Genomic DNA, 18,979 nt, shown 5'->3' on the forward strand with positions numbered 1-18,979 from the left:
TGTATTGCTGCAACACCTTTACCATGACGCCCATAACGCAAGGCCCGCCGCGAAAACGGCCATTCCTGCCGCAATCAAGTTCATGTAAGACACCCTGCGGGCTTCCCGGATCGAGGGCTTGAGTTCCTGGGCTATCGCCTCTTCTACTTGCTGCCTGGCTGCCGCTGCCGTCGCCTTGGCGTTTTCTTTGATGGTTGCGGCCATTGCCTCTTTGCTGGCCGCCAGAGCGGCGTTCAGCGTCCTTTCAGCTTTGTTTTTTGCATCATCCCCCCACCGATGCGCAATTTCTTCCAGTTCGCTTTTAAAGGCGTCCAGGTTGGCTTGCTGGGCGGCAGTGCTTTCCTGCATTAGTCGGTCATTGATGGTTTGCAGGATCAATATAGGGTCATCGCGGCCCACGGCTATGCCGTGCTTGGCTGCGATTTCCTTAATGGTTTCCTCGATCTTATCGGACATTACAGCACCGCCGCGTTATCCAGCAGGCCGAACACTTGGCCGCGAACGATTTTAAGGCGCTGCCGGGTCATGATTGAAAGCGAACTATCTTCCAGGGCCTCGGCAAAAGTTTTGCGATTTTCAAGCATTTCTGCAAAGTCTCGGCCATAGGTTTCATCTTTCAGTTTTGGCATATCAATGATGGCCGTCACGCGAGCCTTGTTGTTTGTGTAGGCTTTCATTTGCTCGAACGTCTTGCCCTGGTGTTCGATTGGCCCCCAATAGGGGTTGAGCCACACAACAAAAAGTGACTCGGCGGGAAACTGGCTTACAAGCTGTGAAAAGCCGTTGATAGTATCAAGGAGTGATTGGCTACCAGCGATAACGGTGTGAACAACCATTTCGTGCCCCATGTCTTGGAGCAGGGCAGGAACCTCGTTTGAGATTAGGTAGTGAGACAGCGGGACGAAAGAGCTGGCCCCGTTGTCGATAATCACATCATCTTCACTGGTTGCGATCAGCTCAACCAGGGCATCAAAGTTTCGCGTGTTGATTTCGTCCTCTTCAAGAATGTTAAGGCGTTTCACGTTCAGTGACTGATAGCCTTCAAACGTAGCGTTAACCGGGTCGGTATCCACGCAAACCGGCGTTTGCCCCTTGTTTGCTTTGTATTGAGCAATAAGGGCAGCGATCACGGATTTACCAACGCCGCCCTTTCCTTGTAGAACTAGATGTACTTTTGCCATTAGATTAAATCCTCTTTGTTGGGTTTAGCATCAAACTTAAAGCCGCCAGTGCCTGGCAATTGCGGCTTTTCCTTTTCTTCGGGTTCGCTCTTGTCCGCCTTTGGTGTCGCATCCCGTTTGCCGTCGGGCTGCTTGTTGGTCGCGGGGCTGGCGGCGGCCTCGTTTTTAGCGGCTAAAGTTGGTTGGTCCTTCGGCGCGGCCTTGATGAAGCGTTTAACGTGGCGGCGGAATGTCTCATAAGTAGACCGTATTTTTTTGCCTTCTTTCAGGTATTCCCAAATCGTTTTGAGCGAATACCCTGCCTCTATCGCCTCGGCCACATCCTTTTTTACGGCCAAAAACTCGACGGCAGATGCGTCCTGCCGTCTCTTTTTTTGCCGCTTATCGCGCTCCTGGACCCACTTTTCTAGCCCGTCAGTGAATTTTCCCATTTATCAACCTGTGAAAGTAAACCTGTGTATTCCTGTGCATGTTATCGCGTAAAGCGTCGTTTTAGTGCAAGGAAACATGCGGGTTTCTTCTGTTATGCCTTTACTTTAGCGCATTTTACGATATATCCGCAATTTTTCAACGAAAAACATGGTAAAACACAATGGCTGGTGTACACTTTCCTTGGTGTAAACAACGCCGTAAGGCGGGCAGGATAGGTGAAGTTAGCTAATCGGCGGAGCCGATTAACTATCTTCACTTTCCCTTATTCGCGCCGGGGGCGCTCAACGGGGAATCCTGCTCTGCGAGGCTACCGGCTGCCGCCGGTTGATAGAGAGGTGCATATATATATGAGTGAGGAAAAGAAGCCTGGCAAAAAGCGATCACATCATTTGCGGGTGCCAGTCTTTGACGACGAAAAAGAAGCTATCGAGGCGCAAGCTGCCCGGGCGGGCATGAGTGTTGCCCGTTATCTGCGTGAAGTCGGGCAGGGCTATCAAATAAAAGGGGTGGTCGATTATGAGCAGGTCCGAGAGTTGGCCCGAATAAATGGCGACCTTGGCCGCTTAGGTGGACTGTTAAAGCTTTGGTTAACGGATGACGTGCGAACGGCTCAGTTCGGCCAATCAACAATCCTTGCTGTGCTCAGCAAGATTGAAGCGACGCAGGAGGAAATGGGCAAGGTCATGACCAAGGTTGTAATGCCGAGGTCCGAGCCATGATTTTAGCGGCTAAAACTCCAGGGGGTGGCCTTTGATAGCAAAGCACGTCCCTATGCGCTCGCTGAAAAAATCCGACTTTGCGGGATTAGTGAAGTACATCACTGACGAGCAAAGCAAAACCGAGCGTCTTGGTCTGGTGAATGCGACCAATTGCGAGGCTGACACCATGCAGGCCGTAATTGGTGAGGTGCTTGCCACGCAGCAGGGCAACACACGCGCTAAGGGCGATAAAACATACCATCTAATAGTCAGCTTCCCGGCTGGAGAAAAGCCCGAGGATGACGTTCTGAAAGCGGTAGAAGAGCGGATTTGTGCAGGGCTTGGTTATGCGGACCATCAACGGGTCAGTGCTGTACACCACGACACTGATAACGTCCATATTCATATCGCAATCAACAAGATTCATCCAACCAGAAACACGATGCACGAGCCTTATCAGGATTATCGAACCTTGGGCGGATTGTGTGACGCGCTCGAAGATGAATATGGATTGCAGAAGGACAATCACCAGGGCCGCAAAAGTGTCTCTCAGGGTCGGGCGTCTGACATGGAGCGGCACGCTGGCATTGAAAGTTTGGTGAGCTGGATTAAGCGGGAATGCCTGGAAGAAATAAAGACAGCTAAGACCTGGGAAGAGCTGCACCAGGTTATGAGCGATAACGGGCTGGAGATTCGCCAGCGAGCCAATGGCTTTGTTATTGAGTCTGAGGACGGAACCCAAGTTAAGGCCAGTACCGTCGCCCGTGACTTATCCAAGCCAAAGCTGGAAGCGCGACTTGGGGCTTTTGAAGAAACAGCCGCGCAAGCCGAGCGAAAAGCAAAACGCCGATACGACAAGCGCCCTACTCACTTCAAGGTTAATACAACCGAGTTGTACGCCAGGTATCAGGAAGAACAAAAGAACCTGACCGCTGCGCGTAAGGTTGAATGGAATAACGCCAGGGGTAGAAAGGATCGCCGGATAGAAGCCGCGAAACGGTCAAACCGTCTGCGCCGTTCGGCCATCAAGCTCATGGGTGGCAGTCGTATTTCTAAGAAACTGCTTTACGCGCAAGCCCATAAAGCCCTGAAAGATGAAATCCAGTCGATTAACAAGGACTACAAGCGCGAGAAGCAGGAGCTATACGACCAGTACAAGCGTCGAGCTTGGGCGGATTGGCTGAAACAGCAGGCGCTTAATGGTGACAAGAAGGCTCTGGAGGCTCTACGAGCGCGGGAGCAATCAAAGGGACTACAGGGCGACACTATCAAAGGGGAAGGTGGTTCAAAGCCTGGTCACGCCCCTGTTACGGACAATATCACCAAGAAAGGAACCATCATTTTCCGCACCGGCAAAAGTGCCGTTCGGGATGATGGCGACAAATTACAGGTTTCCAAGGCAGCTAACGGCGACACCGTGACCGAAGCCTTGCGCGTGGCAATGGAACGATATGGCAGCCGGATCACAGTTACTGGTTCACCTCAATTTAAAGCCCAGGTGATCGTTGCCGCCGCCACTTCAAACTTACCAATCACTTTTGCTGATGCGGGCCTAGAGCGCCGCAGGCAGCAGCTATTGCAACAGGAGAACAGTAATGACCGACGAAACGAGCAAGCCAGAAGAGGAAATGAGCGAGGACGAGCTGATAGACGCAGCAATGGCCGCGCTGAGCGGGGACCTGCCGACGACAACGGAAGAGGAAGAGGAACCGCCGACAGTCGAGCAACAACAGCAGGCAGAGCCGGAGACGGCCAGCGAGGACGCGGACAGTCAGCCAGCACCGGCAGCACCACAGCAGGCGGTCGAAATGACGCCGGAAATGGAAGCCGCCCTATCCTCAACAAGCCCCACGTTGGGCGCATTGGAGGAGAACCGCCGTCCTTCGCAAAAAACCGTCTGCGAACGCTGTCCTCACTCGGTGTGGTTCGCTTCGCCCGAGGAGGTGAAGTGCTTTTGCCGGGTAATGCACCTAGTGAGCTGGAGCACCAAGGAGCCAAACCAGATAACCAACTGCGATGGGGAGTTTCTGGGTCAGGAGGAATAACGCCAGATCAGACCAGCGCAGCAGATAAATACATTGCCGAGCGGGAGGCAAAACGCCTAAAAGGTTTCGATATACCGAATCATTCACGATATACTAACCAGGATGGTGCGGTTACTTATGGCGGCACTCGGAATGTTCAGGGGCAGTCATTGGCCCTATTAAATCGCGGGGATGAAGTCTTAGTGCTGCCAATCGACAAGGCCACGGCGCAACGAATGAAGCGTGTTCGCATCGGGGAAGCCGTGACCGTCACTCCGCAAGGTTCGCTCAAGAGATCAAAAGGAAGGAGCAGATGAAGCCAAAAATAAACAACGCAGTCGGCCCGCAAGTGCGCGACAGAAAACCGAAGAAGCAACGCCTATTGCCTGCCTTGGGTGCGGTATCCGTACTTGGTGGCTTGCAAGCAGCAACGCAGTTTTTCGCTTACACATTTAATTACCAGGACAACCTTGGCGGCCATATCAACCACGTATATGCGCCCTGGTCAATTCTGAGCTGGGCTAGTGACTGGTACAGCATCTATCCCGACGAGTTCATGCGATCCGGTAGCATCGGAATGGTTGTCACGACCGTTGGCTTGCTGGGTGTAGCCATTGCCAAGGTAGTCACGTCGAACAGCTCTAAAGCCAGTGAATACCTGCATGGTTCGGCCCGTTGGGCTGAAAAAAAGGATATTCAGGCAGCGGGTTTATTGCCGCGTGAGCGCACGGCCCTGGAAGTGGTAACAGGTAAAGACGCCCCTACCTCAACCGGCGTTTATGTTGGTGGCTGGGAAGATAAAGACGGCAACTTTTTCTATCTTCGACACAACGGGCCTGAACACGTATTGACGTATGCCCCAACCCGTTCGGGTAAAGGTGTCGGCCTGGTTGTTCCTACCTTGCTTTCATGGCCTCAGAGTAGCGTTATTACCGATCTTAAAGGTGAGCTATGGGCTTTGACTGCCGGATGGCGTCAAAAGCACGCCAAGAACAAGGTGCTTCGCTTTGAACCCGCATCGAGTAACGGCGGTGTGTGCTGGAACCCCTTGGATGAAATCAGGATTGGCACGGAATACGAAGTTGGCGACGTGCAGAACCTCGCAACGCTTATCGTGGACCCTGATGGCAAGGGCATGGATTCGCACTGGCAGAAAACATCCTATGCCTTGTTAGTTGGCGTCATTCTGCACGCGCTCTACAAGTCAAAGAACGAAGGCACCCCGGCAACCTTGCCGGTTGTTGATGCCATGCTGGCCGATCCTGAGCGAGACACTGGCGAACTTTGGATGGAAATGGCGACTTACGGCCATGTTGACGGCCAAAACCATCCAGCGGTCGGCTCTGCTGCCCGTGACATGATGGACCGCCCCGAAGAGGAAGGCGGTTCCGTTCTTTCAACAGCCAAGTCATACCTAGCTTTGTACCGTGACCCGGTAGTTGCTCGCAACGTAAGCAAGTCTGAGTTCCGTATCAAAGACCTGATGAATCACGATGACCCGGTGAGTCTGTATATCGTGACTCAACCGAACGACAAGGCCCGTTTGCGCCCCTTGGTTCGCGTTCTCACCAATATGATTATCCGCCTGCTGGCAGATGAAATGTCGTTTGAGAAAGGGCGTCCAGTTGCGCACTACAAGCACCGCTTGTTGGCGATGCTGGACGAGTTCCCAAGCCTGGGTAAGTTGGAAATCCTGCAAGAGTCGCTGGCATTCGTCGCCGGTTATGGCATCAAGTGTTACCTGATATGCCAAGATTTGAACCAGCTCAAAAGCCGTGAAACTGGCTATGGTCCAGACGAAACCATAACGTCTAACTGCCACGTTCAAAATGCTTACCCACCGAACCGTATTGAAACAGCGGAACACCTGTCACGCCTGACCGGGCAAACCACCGTTGTTAAAGAGCAAATCACTACCAGTGGCCGCCGCACATCGGCCATGCTCGGGCAGGTTTCTCGCACCATTCAAGAAGTACAGCGCCCATTGCTCACCCCTGATGAATGTTTGCGTATGCCGGGGCCTACCAAGAATGCAGCCGGTGACATTGAAAAAGCCGGTGACATGGTGATTTACGTTGCCGGGTATCCCGCCGTTTATGGCAAGCAGCCGCTCTACTTCAAAGACCCTGTTTTTCAGGCCCGTGCAAGCGTGGATGCCCCGAAAATCAGCGACAAGCTGCGCATAGTTGCGGAGCCGGAAGGGGAGGGCGTGACAATATGAAAATCAGCCTGAAAAAAATCTATGCAGGGATAGCCATTGCCGGTGTTGCGGCAATGTCGCTTGCTGCCATTAGCTACGCAGCCGGGGCGCGTATCAATACAACTAAGAGCATCCCGGTAGGACTTTACTGGACAACGGACGCCCCTATTGAAAAAGGGGCTTATGTCCTGTTTTGCCCCCCGGACGTTGGCGTTTTTGCCACAGCTAAAGAGCGCGACTATATCGCTGGAGGTTTCTGCCCTGGTGATTACGGCTACATGATGAAGCGAATTTTAGCCGCTAAAGGCGACACGGTAACGGTAACGGATAACGGCGTTGCCGTTGATGGTGAGCTGTTACCGCATAGCAAACCCATTAAGGCCGACCTCGATGGCCGCGAGTTACCGCGCTACCAATCCAATCAATACACACTCGGCAGCTCTGAGCTGCTGCTTATGTCTGATGTAAGCGATACCTCTTTTGATGGTCGCTACTTCGGGCCAGTCAGTCGCTCGCAAGTTAAGAGCGTCATTCGTCCAGTTATTACCTGGTAGGGAAGGGGGGGAACCACCATGAAACTATTTATTGCAGAAAAACCCTCGGTAGCAAAAGCCATTGCCGCCGAGCTAGGCGTTACCGGAAAGGGTGACGGTTACATTGAATGCGGCGGTGACAAAGTTACCTGGTGTTTCGGCCACATGCTGGAGCAAGCCGGGCCTGATGAATACACCCCTGATGATGTGCCAACAAATGACAAGGGGCGCAAAATTTGGCGCGTTGATGAACTGCCAATTATCCCGGATGAATGGATTTTAAGGCCCAAGGATGACGCCAAGAAACAGGTTCGAGTTATCGGAGGTCTGCTTAAATCCGCATCGCAAATCGTGAACGCTGGCGACCCCGACCGTGAGGGCCAGTTACTGGTTGATGAACTGCTGGAGCACTTCAATAACAAAAAGCCGGTGATCCGCTATTGGTCGAACGCCATTGACTCGGTATCCGTTAAGCGAGCACTGGCGAACATGAAAGACAACCAGGAATACCACGGCTTTGCAGACGCTGCCGAAGGGCGCGGCAAGGCTGACTGGCTTATTGGTATGAACCTGTCCCGTGCTTATACCCTGAGAGCGCAGCGGGGCGGCTCCAGGGCGTTGTTGACCGTTGGACGAGTGCAAACCCCTACACTTGCCCTGGTTGTTACCAGGGACCGCGAAATTGAGTCATTCAAGGCGGTGCCCTTCCACACTATTCGTGCCGAAATTCAGCACCCGAACGGCGCTTTTTGGGCGAGCTGGAAGGCAAAAGAAGATCAAGCGGGCCTCGATGCGGAAGGCAGGCTTGTAGACACTGCCGTTGCGAATGCCTTGGTTGAATCGCTCACTGGTAAGCCTGGCTCTATCAGCGAATACAAGCAGGAAGCCAAAAAGCAAAATCACCCGCTGACATTCAGCCTGTCCGACATGACCGCCCTGGCGTCAAAACGCTTCGGTTATAGCGCCGAGGACGTGCTTAAAACCTGTCAGTCATTGTACGAGACACACAAGCTGACCACATACCCACGAACCGATTGTGCTTACTTGCCGGAATCTCAATTTGCAGACGCCCCGGACGTGCTGGCATCGGTAAAAGCTGTGAACCCTAGCCTGGCGTCCATTGTTGATGGAGCGGATACCAGTATCCGGTCCCGTACCTGGAACGATAAAAAGGTGTCGGCGCACCACGGGATTATCCCGACGATGCACAAAGGCGATCTAAACAAGCTCAATGACAAAGAGCGCAATATCTATGACCTGGTTGTGCGGGCATACCTGGCACAGTTTTACCCGGTTCATGAGTTTATGAGCACGACCGTTACCGTCGATGTTGAAGGCGAGACGTTTAGCGCAAAAGGCAAAGTAGTCACTAAAAGCGGCTGGCATGACGTGTACCTGGACAATTCAGACGAGGACGACAGCGATCAGGACGACGAAAGCCAGTCACTCCCCAAGATGGGCCAAGGTGACGCGATTACTTGCGGCCAAGCCGCAAGAAGGGACGCCAAGACGAAGCCACCGGCTCGATTCACCGAAGGTACGTTGATCACTGCAATGGTGAATATTCACCGCTTTGTTACTGACCCACAGCACAAGAAGATGCTGCGCGAAGGTGACGGGATCGGCACCGAGGCAACGCGGGCATCCATCATTTCCGAATTAAAGCGCCGCAATTATCTGGAGACTAAGGGCAAGCAAATTATTAGCACTACCTTGGGCCGAAGCATGATCGACGCCCTGCCGGAAGTAGTGAAAAGCCCGGTGCTTACTGCCCTTTATGAACGAATGCTGCAAAGCGTTGAATCGGGCAAAGCTGACTTGGCTGCGTTTATCACCAAACAAGAGGCGTTTATTAGGGAGCAGGTTGCCAAAGCCAATGACGGCGCGGTTGCTATTGCAGGCGGCAAAGAGGCGGCCCCGGTTTCCGATGTATTCAAGTGCATGTCGTGCGGGGCTGGCTTGTCCCGCCGACCACTACCGAAGAAGAAAGGTCACTTTTGGTGGGGGTGCTCCAATTACCCGACCTGCAAGCAGACCTATCCCGATGTTAAAGGCCGTCCCAACTACAGCAAGGGACGCAACAATACCGACAAGGAGTAATACCCATGACTACACAAACCAATGACAACCTGGAACAGAGCACTTTTGACGACCAGGCGAATGCAGCCGAAGCCTTGCGCGAAAAGCTGGATGACGCAATGACCCCTGGCTATCAAACCGAGTTTGACCCGGAAGAGGCCGAAACCGTAGGGGCGTTTGTTGAGGATGCACTGTCAGAAGAGGACGCCGCCGAAAGTGACGCGGACCTGGTAGACGCGACAGTACCAGAGGATGACAAGGAGGGCTAACCGATGGCTGCCGAGAAAAAACCATTTCACGAAACAGTAGCGGAAAACCTGATTGAACAACTCAAAGCAGGCACCGCACCTTGGCAAAAACCTTGGGAACCTGGTTCCCAAGGCTTCATGCCGATGAACCCAACGACCGGCAAGCGTTATAAAGGCGTTAACGCCATTCACCTCATGGCCCAGGGGCGCGGTGATAATCGTTGGCTGACTTACAAGCAAGCGAAGGCTGCCGGTGCTCAGGTACGCAAAGGCGAGAAAGGGACGCCGGTTCAGTATTGGAAGTTTTCCGAGGAACAAAACAAGCTCGATGACAACGGCAAGCCTGTCCTAGATGGACAAGGCAAGCCGGTGAAAGAAACCGTCATGTTAGAGCGCCCCCGCGTGTTCTTTGCCACCGTTTTCAACGGCGAGCAAATAGACGGTATGCCCCCACTGGAGCAGAAAGAGAAAACGCAGACCTGGGACGCAGTAGAGAGAGCCGAACATATATTGAAGGCGTCAGGCGCTGATATTCGTCACGGCGAGCATGACCGGGCTTTCTATCGTCCTGCGACCGATAGCATACACCTGCCAGATAAAGAGCAGTTCCCGACCGCAGATAACTACTATGCAACCGCGTTGCATGAGCTGGGACACTGGACCGGCCACAGCTCACGGCTTGACCGAGATATGGCCCATCCTTTCGGATCGGAAGGGTACGCCAAGGAAGAGCTAAAGGCTGAGTGTTTTAGCCTGATCATGGGGGACGAGCTGGGAATTGGTCACGATCCAGAACAGCACGCCGCTTATGTAGGTTCCTGGATTAAGGCGCTCCAGGATGACCCGCTGGAGATTTTCCGCGCAACGTCTGATGCAGAGAAAATGTCGAACTACGTTTTGGCATTTGAACAAAAGCTAGTCCAGGAGCAAGACCAGGCCCAAACGCAGAAGCTGGAGGCCGCCCCGGAACAAACACAGGAGGCCGGGATGCAATTACCCACCAACAACCAACAGATGCGCGATCAGTTGCTTTCCGCGCTATCACAAGAAGATTCTCAGGCAATCAACCAGGTTGCTAACGAACGTCGCCGCCTAGCTGCCGGAGAAACGGACGCCCAGGCATTTGAAGAAACAGCCCGGCAGGTACTCGGCTTTGACTTACCGGCAGACTGGAACGGAGCTGTTCAAGTTCAAGGTAACGTGGTCATCGAGGATGGCGGGGAACAGTTCGTAGAACCCGCGCACGCGGTTGGCCGTGAACCCGAGTTTTGGGGCGTTTATGCCCAGCATGAAAACGGGATGCACCAATGGGTTGCGGATCTCAACAGCCAGAACCAAGCCGACGAGCTGGCGAACCTGCTAGGGCTGGTTGATGCACTGTCCGAAACCAACGAGCACGAACAGGCGGCCAAGCTGTCCAGGGTGAATGAAATTCGCGTGCGCCTGGACCCGAACAGCACGGACGACGACATTTCAGCGGCTAAAGAAGCTCGCAAGACCGCAGAAGCAACGGCCACGCTCAATGACAGCGATATGCAGCGCCGTATTGCCGAACACGAACGGCAGCAGGCCCAGCAGGTGAAGGACAGCCAGCAGGCTCAGGCAGAGCCAGAGAAGCAGGAGCGAACCTATATTAATGTCCCATACCGCGAGAAGGACGAAGCAAAGGGCCTCGGAGCACGCTGGGACCGTCAACAACAGTCCTGGTTTGTTCCGCCTGGCGTAGACACTGCCCCCTTTGCCAAATGGTCCCAGGGGGCCGCTCAGGAAGCCACGGCGCAACAACGCCCGCAGCAGGAACAAGGCCAGACTCAAACCGCAGGACAGCAAAAGCAATACCTGGCTGTGCCGTATGGTGAGCGCGGCGCGGCGAAGGCAGCCGGGGCACAGTGGGATAAAGCGGCCAAGTCTTGGTATGTCGGCCCTAAAGGCGATATGGAACGCCTAAGCCGCTGGATGCCTGATAACGTCAAGAGCCAACAAGGCCCGGCCATGTCACCCCGTGAAGAGTTTGCGGAAGCCATGAAGTCATTGGGCTGTGTTGTCAGTGGTGATCATCCAATCATGGACGGTAAAAAACACCGGGTATCTGTAGAAGGAGACAAGAAAGGCGAGCGAGCTGGTTTCTATGTCGGCCATCTTGACGGCCACCCTGCCGGTTACATTTCCAACAACCGTACAGGCGTTGATATGAAATGGAAGTCTAAGGGGTATTCGCTCGATCCAGCAGAGAAAGCCAAGCTCCAGGCCGAAGCAGCCGAGAAGCTGGCAGCCAGAGCGGCAGAGCTGGAGCAGGCCCAGGAAGCGACAGCGGAGCGCGTCAGCAAGCAGACGGCCAACTTGATGCCAGCCACCGAACAGACGCCGTACATGCAAAATAAGGGCATCCAGCCCCATCCTGGCGTTCTAACCGATGCCGAAGGCAAAAAGACCTACATTCCGGCGCACGACGAGAACGGCAAACAGTGGACCATGCAATATATCCAGGAGGACGGCACCAAGCGTTTCGCCAAGGATTCACGCAAGGAAGGTTGTTTTCATATCGTCGGCGGCGATATGAAGTCCTTGGAAGCTGCTCCGGCCCTGGTCCTTCAGGAAGGCTATGCGACCGCCGCGACCAATGCCGAGGCATTGGGGTTTGCTACCGTGGCCGCGTTCGATTCCGGCAACCTTCCCAATGTAGCGAAGGCCCTGCATGACAAGTTCCCTGACAAGCCTGTTGTGGTCCTTGGTGACGATGATCGACACCAGGAGCTGACCCAAGGAACGAACCCAGGCAAGACGAAAGCACAGGAAGCGGCCAAAGTGGTCGGCGGTAAGGCAGCCTTCCCGGTTTTTGCTCCAGGAGAGGCAGAGTATCCGGCTGGCGTTGCCCCGATCACTCCCCAAAGCTACCGGGAACACTTGCGAGCATCTAAGGCCCTGGAGACGGCCCCGGAAGAGCGCAAGGCAGACCTACAGAAAGCCTTGCTCAGCAAGGAACAGTTGGCAGCCTTGGATCACATGAAGAAGCACACCGACTTCAACGACCTGGCTACCAAGAGCAGCCTTGGCCGTGAAGGAGTTGAACGCCAGGTAAGGGCTACCGTTGGCAAAGCTGTCCAAGAAGCGGAACGAAAGCGTGAGCAGAAACAGGCAGAGCAACAAGTTCATAAACAAAAGCGGTCGGCCCGTATTGGTTATTAAGAGAGGTAGTGACATATGAGCGATTGGGATTATTTACATGACATGAGGGCGGAAGGGTATGGCGAGGAAGCAATATCAGAGGCAGCAGCGACTGGGGTGGCCCCGTGGCATTACTCGCATATAAATGAAAACGAGCTGCGACAGGATATTGATTTGCTAAAAATGTCTCTAAAAAATCGAGACATTACGCGCAAAGAGTTTGCCGCACAGATGAAGGAATGTAGAAAACGCAAAAAAGAGCTTAAAACTTATATTAATGGAGGGGTATAGATGCGATACGAAATACGATCATCGAGAGCGGCCAAGCCAATCGACTCAGCAGTTAAAAAGGATGGGGAGTGGATAGGCTTATTTTCGGGGCAGTCCCTGAAAGAGATTCAGAAGGATTACCCGGATGCCAAAGTTGTCGATACCGTGCAGAACAGGACGAAGAGCCGGAGCCGGTAACAAAAAGCCCCGCCTAGTGCGGGGCTTTTTCATTCTTCCAGGGCGGCCAGCTCGGTTTCCAGGTCACGCCTGATACTTCCGATCGCTTGCACCAGGTCAACCGTAGCTAAAGTGTCTGCAACAGCCCCATGAGCTGCCCCCCGCCAAGTTACCCCGGCAAAATCTACCGCATCAGCCAAAGAGATTGAACCATGCCGGTTAGTCGGTCCAAACGCATCGGCAGCCAGATACATCGCACAATGCGTTTTTAGTTCGCTAACCCATTCGACCGGCTCACCATAAGCAGCAGCCGTTTGCCGGAACATGCGCGTATCAAAATCAGCATTGAAGATAACCAGAGCGCGACCACAGAGGATTTTTCGCACCTGGTCCGATACTTCCGGCCAGGTTGGTGCGTTCGCTAGAAATTCAATTGTTAGGCCGTGTACGTCCTCGGCTTCCGGGTCTATCGACACAGATGGCCGCAATTTCGTTTCAAGCAAAATGGTTCCCTGGGCGTCGCTGATAGCCAGCTCAATGATTTGCGCCTGGTCATCGAGGCCGGTTGTCTCGGTGTCCAGGAAAAGCGGGTTTTCATCAAGCCACCGTACCGCCTTGCTGGAGGTTTTTGCTTCCTTGCTGTTCAGCTTCGCTTTGACGGCCAGAATCGCCCTAGCACGCTTTTGCTTTTCGCTCGGCGGCTTGGTGCTACGTGCCTTCATGGGAACGCAATCGGATATTTTATAAACCCCAAACTTGCCGCCGTAACCGTTCTTATAGAACGTGACAGGCTCGGCGTCGGGCTTGGGTTTCATTCTAAATTCGTCTCGAAGGCGGCCTTTTGAAAAGCATTGATCTTTTTCGAGGGCTTCGGCCCTGGCCGCTTCCAGCTCTTCCATGCTTTTGTCCATAGACTTAACTCATTTACTCACAACGACCGGCAGCTTTCAGGAGCGCATTACACTCGCCCTGGCTTTCTTCCGTTGTTGGTTTAGGAGTAGTTTGCGGCCCCATTTTTTTACAAATAGCGTCCGATTTCACAGCAATTACCGTTGTGTAGTAACAGCTATATTGCGAGCCGTTTGCATCGGCATCGAACGTGATTTTCTCAAGGCCAGACTGTACGTTGCTGATTGAAATGTTGCTTGGTTGAGTACCGATAGCAAACGCTGCTTTTTCTTGCAGGCTTTCATCACTGGCAACCTGTTTTTCAATTATCCCACAGCCAGACAATACGGTTAGAGCAACAGAGCAAGCGGCGACAAATTTCAATTTCATAAAATGGCTTCCTTTCTTTTGGTTAATTTGGGTTGGCTAAAAAATACTAGCCAAATAGAGTTGCTGATTGTCTATATTGGCCCATCGGTCTATAATAGTCAAATAGAGTATACCCAAATTGACCATATCGGGAGCACAAGAAAAATGGAACGCACAGAACTGGAAGCAATGGCAAAAGAAGCGTGCCCGGCCAGCCTTTGGTATGAGCTAATGGATTGCCTGGACGAAACACCAGACCAGGACTTGATTAACTTGATTGCAGAGAACCAGGAGTGAAAAAGAGCGTGACACAGAATGCCCGAATTTACTTGCGAGTCAGTAGCGACTCGCAAGACCTGGAACGCCAGGAAGGGGTTATTCAGGCCGCTAAGGCTGCCGGTTACTACGTGGCCGGTGTGTATCGAGAGAGAGCGTCAGGGGCGCGAGCAGATCGCCCCGAACTGCTGCGCATGATCGAGGACTTGCAACCTGGGGACGTGGTGATTGCGGAAAAGATTGACCGAATCAGCCGCCTACCACTGCCAGAAGCTGAACGCCTGATTGCTACGATAAAAGGTAAAGGGGCCATGCTGGCCGTTCCTGGTATTGTCGATCTATCCGACCTTGTAGCCGGTGCAGAAGGTGTTTCCAAGGTCGTCCTGGAGGCCGTTCAGGAATTGCTTTTAAAACTATCCTTGCAGATGGCCCGCGATGATTATGAGGACCGCAGGGAACGCCAGAAGCAGGGTATTAGCCAGGCTAAAAAAAGAGGTAAATACAAGGGCCGGAAACCTGATGAAAAAAGGAATGAGCTTATTGTTAAGCTACGGCCAAATCATACAATTGCGGAAACTGCACGGCTGGCCGGTTGCAGTGAAAGCCAGGTTAAACTTGTTTGGGCAAAACACCAGAAGGAAAAGGACCAATAAAAAAGCCCCGCGAAGGGGCTTTATTCAAACGTGCCATCGGAATTAAAGGTGACGCGGTAACGCTTAAATAATTCCATTACTTTGTCCATGTTTCCTTTGCGCAAGGTTGAATTTCCTAGTTCAAACTCACGGATAGCCGTTTTACTTACGTTAGATTGAGCGCAGAACACATCCCGCGTTAACCCAAGGTATTCCCGAGCATGGCGGCACTGCAAACCAGTTATTTCCAATGCAGGCTTGTTGTACCCTTGGTTTTTCAGGGTTAAGCCTAGTTCGTGTGCCCACGTCGCAGCCGTGGGGTATGTGATATTGAGGCGTTCAGCCATGCCGGAAAGGCTCCCGGCTTCCTCATAAGCATTTTTAATCTCGTTATCGGTGAACTGGCATCGCTTTGTTATCGGCATCCTGGACTAATTGGCCTTGTTGTCGATTTTAGTGGCACCTTCGGCAAGTCTTGCCGTACCAAGTACCCGAACGTCTGCGATACGAAGCGGGCGCGAGAAGAAGAAAGAAAACACAACGCCAAACACCACCGCTACCAGGTAGCAGGTTAGCATTACTTTGACTAACTGACCGGCAAGCAGATCGACCGGCACCGCCTCTGTTACTACATTAGTGCAAGTGGTCGGCGCAGGCATGGTGTCAGTTGATGCAGTGGGCTTGTCATCGGCGCAGGATTCCAGGTTGATATAACCCTGCTGGGCAGGGCCAAGATCAACCAGGCTTACTACCGTTTCAATAACCGATTTACTTGATTGATGAAAGCCGCCATTTATGGCAATGGACGCCAGGGCAAAAATAAATAAAACCGCTGCCGGGCGAACAATGGCAAATTTCATAAATAGTGCAACCAGGTCATAAATACGGCCATTGATTGCAGCGCCGATTTGTATTGCCTGGTTTAATTTGTCATTCATGGTGTTATCTCCAGTCGATTCCTTTCTTTAAATCATTTAGCAAGCGGATATAAGAAGGGTCCAACAATTCCATAATAAAAGACTCACTCCAGCCAATTCGCTCAGCCTCGGCCATGTTTTTCCAGAGCCATCCAGTCAAGTGAAACCCTGGCGGGGTTTCACCGTGTGACTGCTGGAGTTGCTGACCTATTTTTTCATAGAGCGCAATTTGTTCTGGTGCGAGAGCGTTCCTTGTCTCTTCTGGCGTGGGTATTCTCATATCAGCCCCCTATTCCCTGGTGTATTACATTCGCATACCGCGCTTTTGCGGTTTGTCCTGGTTCAGCTTCTTATGCTGTGAAATCTCTTTTTCAGCCTCCCGAACTTTAGCCGCTAAAGCTGGGTGGTTTTCGCTTTCGTTCAGCTTCTTAATAACGGCCTCGGCCCGCTCAGTGTTGGGTTGGTCGCCATCGAGCTTTTTAGAGGCATCCTTTGCCATCCATCCGGGAATAACCCCGCCCTTTTGGTTGCTGACGATAGAAAGCAATTCTTTGGTCTGATTAAGTGCAGCCATGATGTTCAATCCTTATTTTCAGTACATTGGAACGTAGATCATTTGAATGTCTACGCGCTGGTTTAAATACCGCCCCTCTGGCGTCCCGTTGTCGGCTATAAAGTCAGCCGCAGACACGTAGTTGATCATTATCTTGAGCGGTGAAACGCCATGAGCAACTAAGTAATCACGGGCTGATACGGCGCGAGCCAAAGCCAGCCTTTCATCCCTTTTACTTGGGCGGAGCGTGCTGGTTCGGCCATTGATAGTGACCAGGGATGCGTCCCTAGCCGCTTCCAGAAGAACGGCATTTGTTGGGCCTGGTTGAAAAGTGGTGCTGCTATTAGCAAAAGAAACAGAAACAGAGCTTGATACTGGTTCGCGGTAGTCGTTCGAGGCGGCTAGTGCCGATCCAGTGAAGGCTAAGCAGCCAATAGTTAGAAGTGTGCAAAATGACTTACGCATGACTTACTCCAAATCAAAAAAACAGGTATCCGGCATGGCTCATTGGAATGCGAATGAGCCACAGAGCGCCGAGGTGTAACGGATAATAGGCGTAGAACACCCAGCGAAGCCGGGGCATTCTCAAATCAAAAAAGGTTGCAACGAACAGTAAGGGGAGCACAGCCAGTGCCCACATATTGCCGTTAACAAATCCCAGGGCGGCACAGGCGATAACTGCAACGCCAGCCGCTGATAAGGTCGGCTTTCTGGCGTATGACCATACAGCCAAGCCGAACAGGAGCGCAGGCCACCAATACTCGACCATTGCCCCGGCGTTCATAAACACCAGGGCGGCCCATGCTGTGTGACCGCGTTCGATCAGGTACGCCGTGGCCGTCAAAGCCAGAAGCGTAAAAAGGATATTAAGCGGCCACCATCCAGCGTATAAGCCGCCCAGGGCAATGAAAGGGACCGAAGCCAAGGCACCGAAAACCGCGAGCCGCTTCATTGTTCGTTGATACACTCCCTTTTCAAGTTGGCCCGGGCGGGCCAGGTTGAACGCCAGGACAAAGACGAAGATCGGCATTGCCAGACGGCCAGCCTCAAATAGAAAAGGCAGCGTGCCATTGAAAAGATACTTGTTTACGTGGTCCCCGGTCATAAGCAGCAACCCCAGCCACTTCAAGCCTTCCACAGTGCCATCGGCAACGAACAGGCGAGGCAAGGACCAAGAGGATTTTAAAGAGGCGGTGCTATCGGTCATTGCCCTGCCCCCGTGCTTTGAAACGTGATTGTGCGCGGCACATAGCCGGTCTGCTGGCTCGGGCTGTAACTCCCCTGCCCTTGGCGTTCAGACTGTCTATTATTGCTTTCAGTCTCGATTCTGGCCGCTTCCTGGATGACTTGCTGCATAGCAGTCCCATTGCCAGGAGTGGCACCACCTTGGGCGGTCACGTTCACAGTCGAAAAGTGTTCATCAAGCCAGTCGGCCCACTTGACCGCCTTTTGCATCAAGTCGGCGCGATAAATCGCGTTGTATTTCGGTGTGCGGGAATGGTAATTGGCCGCCCTGGTCCAAATATCCCCGGAGTCGTGCAGGATATGGCCGCGCAGTCTCCAGGCAGCCAGGTCGAACGAGTAGCAGCCAGAGGCTGCCACATCGTCCGCAGTGATCCCGTATTTCTCCAGGTCGCCCAGGTAAGCAGTATTGAACTGCATAGGCCCAACGTCATGCGTACCGTTCGAGTTACGCACCCGCTGGCCCGGCCTGCCCCCTTCTTTCTCGGCCACGGCCAGCACGATATTGGCGGGCACTTCATATTTCGCGGCAGCCGAGATTGAGCACACAACGCGCTCTTGTTCCAGAGGTGGCATATCAGCAATGAACGGCAGCATGACGACCCCCCTTAGTTCCAGTAGTAAGTTGGGCCTGCAAGCTGCCCTTCAACGAACACTTCCGCCCAACGGTACGTGCGAGTGCAGTAGCGCGGGTGACGGTCGCCGTCACGGTCAACGCGGCAACGGGTGTTTCTCACGTACTGTTCCGGCAACGTTTCGTAGGCAACGCATCTTTCGTTATCGCGGCCATAGCGGCGATACTCAGTACAAACCCTACGGGGCGGAATGTAGGCAGCCCAGCCAAAATCAGAGGTCATGTGGCTACCACTTCCAGACGGCGGGTTAACCGCACAGGACGAGAAGCTAGGCAACGGTGATTTCAGGTCTTTGATGCGGTCACGCATCGCTGACTTGGCCGCACCGCAGCCAGAGGGGAATCCTCCCGGCAGGCAGATCCAAATTGCACATTCATCTTGAGAAGCCGCTTGAGCCGGTGCAGTGAACGCAAATGCGGCTGCAAACAGGCTAAGGGCAACGAAAAATTGTTTCATTTCA

At 53.1% G+C, this 18,979-nt stretch carries 22 protein-coding genes and 1 pseudogene; 10 read left to right on the forward strand and 13 right to left on the reverse strand.

What is annotated here, in order from left to right:
* Positions 1 to 18: 18 nt before the first annotated feature.
* Genes HP15_RS20715 through HP15_RS20725 form a run of 3 tightly spaced genes read right to left on the reverse strand, consistent with a single transcriptional unit; the run spans position 19 to position 1,612 of the window.
* Positions 19 to 456 (reverse strand): conjugal transfer protein TraM, encoded by a 438-nt coding sequence (locus tag HP15_RS20715; protein WP_014579481.1) that lies wholly within the window; start codon positions 454 to 456, stop codon positions 19 to 21.
* Entirely contained in the window at positions 456 to 1,181 is a 726-nt protein-coding gene (locus tag HP15_RS20720) for a nucleotide-binding protein (protein ID WP_014579482.1), read from the reverse strand. Before HP15_RS20720 ends, HP15_RS20715 begins: the two co-directional genes overlap by 1 nt.
* Entirely contained in the window at positions 1,181 to 1,612 is a 432-nt protein-coding gene (locus HP15_RS20725; RefSeq protein WP_014579483.1) for a TraK family protein, read from the reverse strand. The genes HP15_RS20720 and HP15_RS20725 overlap by 1 nt, the downstream gene beginning before the upstream one ends.
* Before the next feature lie 348 nt (positions 1,613 to 1,960).
* Between HP15_RS20725 and traJ the strand changes: the two genes are divergently transcribed.
* The 8 genes and pseudogenes from traJ to HP15_RS20765 all read left to right on the forward strand — a co-directional run bounded on the left by traJ (position 1,961) and on the right by HP15_RS20765 (position 12,851).
* A complete protein-coding gene (traJ, locus tag HP15_RS20730) occupies positions 1,961 to 2,332 on the forward strand; it encodes a conjugal transfer transcriptional regulator TraJ (protein ID WP_014579484.1) in 372 nt (123 codons plus the stop codon).
* Positions 2,333 to 2,363: 31 nt separating this feature from the next.
* The gene (traI, locus tag HP15_RS20735) at positions 2,364 to 4,652 is read left to right on the forward strand and encodes a TraI/MobA(P) family conjugative relaxase (protein ID WP_041646712.1); all 2,289 of its coding nucleotides are present in this window, start codon (positions 2,364 to 2,366) and stop codon (positions 4,650 to 4,652) included.
* Complete coding sequence (locus HP15_RS20740) at positions 4,649 to 6,556, forward strand: type IV secretory system conjugative DNA transfer family protein (RefSeq protein ID WP_014579486.1); 1,908 nt, start codon at positions 4,649 to 4,651, stop codon at positions 6,554 to 6,556. The genes traI and HP15_RS20740 overlap by 4 nt, the downstream gene beginning before the upstream one ends.
* Positions 6,553 to 7,089, forward strand: coding sequence for a conjugative transfer signal peptidase TraF (gene traF / locus HP15_RS20745; protein ID WP_014579487.1), 537 nt, complete (start codon positions 6,553 to 6,555; stop codon positions 7,087 to 7,089). Before HP15_RS20740 ends, traF begins: the two co-directional genes overlap by 4 nt.
* 18 nt (positions 7,090 to 7,107) lie before the next feature.
* The gene (locus HP15_RS20750; RefSeq protein WP_014579488.1) at positions 7,108 to 9,168 is read left to right on the forward strand and encodes a DNA topoisomerase III; all 2,061 of its coding nucleotides are present in this window, start codon (positions 7,108 to 7,110) and stop codon (positions 9,166 to 9,168) included.
* Positions 9,169 to 9,173: 5 nt separating this feature from the next.
* A pseudogene (locus tag HP15_RS20755) lies at positions 9,174 to 9,383 on the forward strand (hypothetical protein); the annotation flags it as partial.
* Between the two features lie 36 nt (positions 9,384 to 9,419).
* Positions 9,420 to 12,581, forward strand: coding sequence for a zincin-like metallopeptidase domain-containing protein (locus HP15_RS20760; protein WP_014579490.1), 3,162 nt, complete (start codon positions 9,420 to 9,422; stop codon positions 12,579 to 12,581).
* 15 nt (positions 12,582 to 12,596) lie between these two features.
* On the forward strand, positions 12,597 to 12,851 hold the full coding sequence (locus HP15_RS20765) for a hypothetical protein (protein ID WP_014579491.1): 255 nt from the start codon (positions 12,597 to 12,599) through the stop codon (positions 12,849 to 12,851).
* A gap of 206 nt (positions 12,852 to 13,057) precedes the next feature.
* On the opposite strand, the gene HP15_RS20770 is transcribed toward HP15_RS20765, so the two are convergent.
* Positions 13,058 to 13,906, reverse strand: coding sequence for a 3'-5' exonuclease (locus tag HP15_RS20770; protein WP_220979274.1), 849 nt, complete (start codon positions 13,904 to 13,906; stop codon positions 13,058 to 13,060).
* A gap of 25 nt (positions 13,907 to 13,931) precedes the next feature.
* Complete coding sequence (locus HP15_RS20775) at positions 13,932 to 14,285, reverse strand: hypothetical protein (protein WP_014579494.1); 354 nt, start codon at positions 14,283 to 14,285, stop codon at positions 13,932 to 13,934.
* A gap of 144 nt (positions 14,286 to 14,429) precedes the next feature.
* On the opposite strand from HP15_RS20775, the gene HP15_RS22955 reads away from it, so the two are divergent.
* Complete coding sequence (locus HP15_RS22955; RefSeq protein ID WP_014579495.1) at positions 14,430 to 14,561, forward strand: hypothetical protein; 132 nt, start codon at positions 14,430 to 14,432, stop codon at positions 14,559 to 14,561.
* A gap of 8 nt (positions 14,562 to 14,569) precedes the next feature.
* Positions 14,570 to 15,193 (forward strand): recombinase family protein, encoded by a 624-nt coding sequence (locus HP15_RS20785; RefSeq protein WP_049784535.1) that lies wholly within the window; start codon positions 14,570 to 14,572, stop codon positions 15,191 to 15,193.
* A gap of 20 nt (positions 15,194 to 15,213) precedes the next feature.
* Here the strand turns inward: HP15_RS20785 and HP15_RS20790 are convergent, their stop codons facing one another.
* From HP15_RS20790 to HP15_RS20820, 8 genes are all read right to left on the reverse strand, one after another.
* The gene (locus HP15_RS20790) at positions 15,214 to 15,519 is read right to left on the reverse strand and encodes a helix-turn-helix domain-containing protein (protein WP_020933256.1); all 306 of its coding nucleotides are present in this window, start codon (positions 15,517 to 15,519) and stop codon (positions 15,214 to 15,216) included.
* An 84-nt stretch (positions 15,520 to 15,603) separates the two neighbouring features.
* Entirely contained in the window at positions 15,604 to 16,110 is a 507-nt protein-coding gene (locus HP15_RS20795; protein WP_014579498.1) for a hypothetical protein, read from the reverse strand.
* Between the two features lie 4 nt (positions 16,111 to 16,114).
* On the reverse strand, positions 16,115 to 16,369 hold the full coding sequence (locus tag HP15_RS20800; protein WP_020933254.1) for a hypothetical protein: 255 nt from the start codon (positions 16,367 to 16,369) through the stop codon (positions 16,115 to 16,117).
* Between the two features lie 24 nt (positions 16,370 to 16,393).
* Positions 16,394 to 16,663, reverse strand: coding sequence for a hypothetical protein (locus HP15_RS20805; RefSeq protein ID WP_014579500.1), 270 nt, complete (start codon positions 16,661 to 16,663; stop codon positions 16,394 to 16,396).
* Between the two features lie 18 nt (positions 16,664 to 16,681).
* A complete protein-coding gene (locus tag HP15_RS22065; protein ID WP_014579501.1) occupies positions 16,682 to 17,107 on the reverse strand; it encodes an OmpA family protein in 426 nt (141 codons plus the stop codon).
* A gap of 13 nt (positions 17,108 to 17,120) precedes the next feature.
* Positions 17,121 to 17,849 carry a TraX family protein gene (locus tag HP15_RS20810; RefSeq protein WP_014579502.1) on the reverse strand — a complete coding sequence of 243 codons (729 nt, stop codon included), beginning with the start codon at positions 17,847 to 17,849 and terminating at the stop codon, positions 17,121 to 17,123.
* Positions 17,846 to 18,481 carry a lysozyme family protein gene (locus HP15_RS20815; RefSeq protein WP_014579503.1) on the reverse strand — a complete coding sequence of 212 codons (636 nt, stop codon included), beginning with the start codon at positions 18,479 to 18,481 and terminating at the stop codon, positions 17,846 to 17,848. Before HP15_RS20815 ends, HP15_RS20810 begins: the two co-directional genes overlap by 4 nt.
* Positions 18,482 to 18,492: 11 nt before the next feature.
* Positions 18,493 to 18,975 (reverse strand): hypothetical protein, encoded by a 483-nt coding sequence (locus tag HP15_RS20820; protein WP_014579504.1) that lies wholly within the window; start codon positions 18,973 to 18,975, stop codon positions 18,493 to 18,495.
* Between the last annotated feature and the right edge of the window lie 4 nt (positions 18,976 to 18,979).

The sequence above is a fragment of the Marinobacter adhaerens HP15 genome, assembly GCF_000166295.1.
GTDB lineage: Bacteria > Pseudomonadota > Gammaproteobacteria > Pseudomonadales > Oleiphilaceae > Marinobacter > Marinobacter adhaerens.

Bases quoted from the DNA above. Each gene is read 5' to 3' on its own strand.
- HP15_RS20715 (WP_014579481.1), bottom strand. From the start codon at position 456: ATGTCCGATAAGATCGAGGAAACCATTAAGGAAATCGCAGCCAAGCAC.
- HP15_RS20720 (WP_014579482.1), bottom strand. From the start codon at position 1,181: ATGGCAAAAGTACATCTAGTTCTACAAGGAAAGGGCGGCGTTGGTAAA.
- HP15_RS20725 (WP_014579483.1), bottom strand. From the start codon at position 1,612: ATGGGAAAATTCACTGACGGGCTAGAAAAGTGGGTCCAGGAGCGCGAT.
- traJ (WP_014579484.1), top strand. From the start codon at position 1,961: ATGAGTGAGGAAAAGAAGCCTGGCAAAAAGCGATCACATCATTTGCGG.
- HP15_RS20740 (WP_014579486.1), top strand. From the start codon at position 4,649: ATGAAGCCAAAAATAAACAACGCAGTCGGCCCGCAAGTGCGCGACAGA.
- traF (WP_014579487.1), top strand. From the start codon at position 6,553: ATGAAAATCAGCCTGAAAAAAATCTATGCAGGGATAGCCATTGCCGGT.
- HP15_RS20750 (WP_014579488.1), top strand. From the start codon at position 7,108: ATGAAACTATTTATTGCAGAAAAACCCTCGGTAGCAAAAGCCATTGCC.
- HP15_RS20760 (WP_014579490.1), top strand. From the start codon at position 9,420: ATGGCTGCCGAGAAAAAACCATTTCACGAAACAGTAGCGGAAAACCTG.
- HP15_RS20765 (WP_014579491.1), top strand. From the start codon at position 12,597: ATGAGCGATTGGGATTATTTACATGACATGAGGGCGGAAGGGTATGGC.
- HP15_RS20770 (WP_220979274.1), bottom strand. From the start codon at position 13,906: ATGGAAGAGCTGGAAGCGGCCAGGGCCGAAGCCCTCGAAAAAGATCAA.
- HP15_RS20775 (WP_014579494.1), bottom strand. From the start codon at position 14,285: ATGAAATTGAAATTTGTCGCCGCTTGCTCTGTTGCTCTAACCGTATTG.
- HP15_RS22955 (WP_014579495.1), top strand. From the start codon at position 14,430: ATGGAACGCACAGAACTGGAAGCAATGGCAAAAGAAGCGTGCCCGGCC.
- HP15_RS20790 (WP_020933256.1), bottom strand. From the start codon at position 15,519: ATGGCTGAACGCCTCAATATCACATACCCCACGGCTGCGACGTGGGCA.
- HP15_RS20795 (WP_014579498.1), bottom strand. From the start codon at position 16,110: ATGAATGACAAATTAAACCAGGCAATACAAATCGGCGCTGCAATCAAT.
- HP15_RS20800 (WP_020933254.1), bottom strand. From the start codon at position 16,369: ATGAGAATACCCACGCCAGAAGAGACAAGGAACGCTCTCGCACCAGAA.
- HP15_RS20805 (WP_014579500.1), bottom strand. From the start codon at position 16,663: ATGGCTGCACTTAATCAGACCAAAGAATTGCTTTCTATCGTCAGCAAC.
- HP15_RS22065 (WP_014579501.1), bottom strand. From the start codon at position 17,107: ATGCGTAAGTCATTTTGCACACTTCTAACTATTGGCTGCTTAGCCTTC.
- HP15_RS20810 (WP_014579502.1), bottom strand. From the start codon at position 17,849: ATGACCGATAGCACCGCCTCTTTAAAATCCTCTTGGTCCTTGCCTCGC.
- HP15_RS20815 (WP_014579503.1), bottom strand. From the start codon at position 18,481: ATGCTGCCGTTCATTGCTGATATGCCACCTCTGGAACAAGAGCGCGTT.
- HP15_RS20820 (WP_014579504.1), bottom strand. From the start codon at position 18,975: ATGAAACAATTTTTCGTTGCCCTTAGCCTGTTTGCAGCCGCATTTGCG.